Origin of the sequence: Micromonospora foliorum (assembly GCF_022229015.1) — a bacterium.
GTDB lineage: Bacteria > Actinomycetota > Actinomycetes > Mycobacteriales > Micromonosporaceae > Micromonospora > Micromonospora foliorum.
Genome location: NZ_JAKKFF010000246.1, coordinates 1 through 2,246 on the forward strand (window position 1 = coordinate 1; position 2,246 = coordinate 2,246).

The 2,246-nt window shown below is 72.3% G+C and carries 2 protein-coding genes; both read left to right on the forward strand.

The features are described from left to right. Window positions 1-278 precede the first annotated feature (278 nt). A complete protein-coding gene (gene mshA / locus PSH25_RS18775; RefSeq protein ID WP_238660326.1) occupies window positions 279-1,643 on the forward strand; it encodes a D-inositol-3-phosphate glycosyltransferase in 1,365 nt (454 codons plus the stop codon). Window positions 1,644-1,700: 57 nt separating this feature from the next. Continuing rightward, complete coding sequence (locus PSH25_RS18780; protein ID WP_238660327.1) at window positions 1,701-2,216, forward strand: type III secretion system chaperone family protein; 516 nt, start codon at window positions 1,701-1,703, stop codon at window positions 2,214-2,216. The last annotated feature ends 30 nt before the right edge of the window (window positions 2,217-2,246 follow it).

Here is a 2,246-nt window from a genome sequence, read left to right on the forward strand (position 1 = left end):
CGGCGGCGAGCCGGCGGGCGGTGGCCGCGCCGATCCCGCTGGACGCTCCGGTGACGATGGCGACTGAGGTCATTCCGACATTGTCACCCCGGGCGTACCACCCGCCCCGACCGGGCGCAGGGCAGCCGTCGGCGGGCGTTCGGTGATGAGGTCCGTCACCCCGAGGGGCCGCGCCGGGGAATTTCCGAAGCCCGATGGGGAAGATGACATCCGGCGTACAGGTTGACCGAGAAGCGCCGGTCGTGCGAGACGGCATCAACCGTGACGAAGGAGCGGATGTGGCGGAAATGCACACCGGTGTCGGACGTCAGCGAGGTGCCCAACCGTGGCCCCGGCCTCGCCGTATCGCCACCCTGTCGGTACACACCTCCCCCCTGCACCAGCCCGGCACCGGTGATGCCGGCGGAATGAACGTCTACATCCTCGAAGTCGCCCGGCGTCTCGCCGAGGCCAACGTGGAGGTGGAGATCTTCACCCGGGCCACGTCCGGCGACCTCCCCCCGGTGGTCGAGATGGCGCCCGGCGTGCAGGTCCGGCACATCACCTCGGGCCCCCTGGAGGGCCTCACCAAGGAGGAGCTGCCCGGCCAGCTCTGCGCCTTCACGGCGGGGGTGCTGCGCGCCGAGGCGTCCCGTCCGCCCGGCCACTACGACCTGATCCACTCCCACTACTGGCTCTCCGGCCAGGTCGGCTGGCTGGCCAAGGAGCGCTGGGGCGTGCCGCTGGTGCACACCGCGCACACCCTTGCCAAGGTCAAGAACGCCCAGCTCGCGGCCGGTGACCGCCCGGAGCCCAAGGCCCGGGTCATCGGCGAGGAGCAGGTCGTCGCCGAGGCGGACCGGCTGGTCGCCAACACCCGGTTCGAGGCCAGAGACCTGATCGACCGGTACGACGCCGACCCGACCCGGGTGTCCGTCGTGCAGCCGGGCGTCGACCTGGCCCGGTTCCGCCCCGCGCCGGGCGACCGGTCCGCGGCCGCCCGCCAGGCCCGTCGCCGGCTGGGGCTTCCAGTCGACGGGTACGTGGTGGCTTTCGTCGGTCGGATCCAACCGCTCAAGGCCCCCGACGTGCTGATCCGCGCGATCGCCGCGTTGCAGGAGCGCGACCCGGCGCTGGCTGACCAGGTGACCGTGGTGATCTGTGGCGGGCCCAGCGGCAGTGGGCTGGACCGGCCGACCGCCCTGATCGAGCTGGCCGCCAAGCTCGGGGTCACCGACGGGGTGCGGTTCCTGCCACCGCTCACCGGGGACGACCTTCCGGCCCTGTACCGGGCGGCGGACCTGGTCGCGGTGCCGTCGCACAACGAATCGTTCGGGCTGGTCGCCCTGGAGGCGCAGGCCTGCGGTACGCCGGTGCTGGCCGCCGCCGTCGGAGGGCTGGTCACCGCCGTACGGGATCAGGTCAGCGGCGTACTGATCGACGGGCACGACCCGGTCGACTGGGCCCGCGCGCTGGGCAACCTGCTACCGAACCGGGCCCTCCGATCGGTGCTGGCCCGAGGTGCCGAGCAGCACGCACGGGGCTTCTCCTGGGACCGTACGGTCGAGGGTCTGCTCGGGGTCTACGGCGAGGCGATCGCCGCGCACCGCACCCGGCTCGCGGCGGACCTGGTGGGCGACGCGGCGCTCTCCTGCTCCTGGTGACCCGGGGCGCCGGTCGGCACCCGGTGCGCGGGCCGGGTCGGTCGTAGAGTGGGTCCGGTGAGCCCGAAGAGCGATCTTGCGACCCTGATCGAGTCGGTCTGCGCCGAGCGGGACCTGGCCTGGGAGTCGACCGGCCCCGGCTCGTACGCGGTGACACTGCCGGGCACCCACAAGCTCAAGACGATCTGCAACCTGATCGTCGGCGAGCACGCGCTGCGGATCGAGGCGTTCGTGATGCGCCAGCCGGACGAGCGCCGCGAGGAGCTGTGGGCCTGGCTGTTGCAGCGCAACGCCCGGATGTACGGCGTCTCCTTCTCCACCGACGCGGTCGGCGACGTGTACCTGACCGGTCGGGTCAACCCGGCCGGCGTCGACGCCGACGAGTTGGACCGACTGTTCGGCGCTGTGCTCACGTACGCCGACGAGTCGTTCGACACGATGCTGGAGATCGGCTTCGGCAGTTCGATCCGGCGTGAGTACGAGTGGCGGGTCAAGCGGGGCGAGTCGACAGCCAACCTGGCCGCCTTCGCCCACCTCTTCGAGCCCTCCAAAGCCGGCCCCGACCCCACCTGACGCAACACCCCGCGCCCCGCGCCCGCGCCC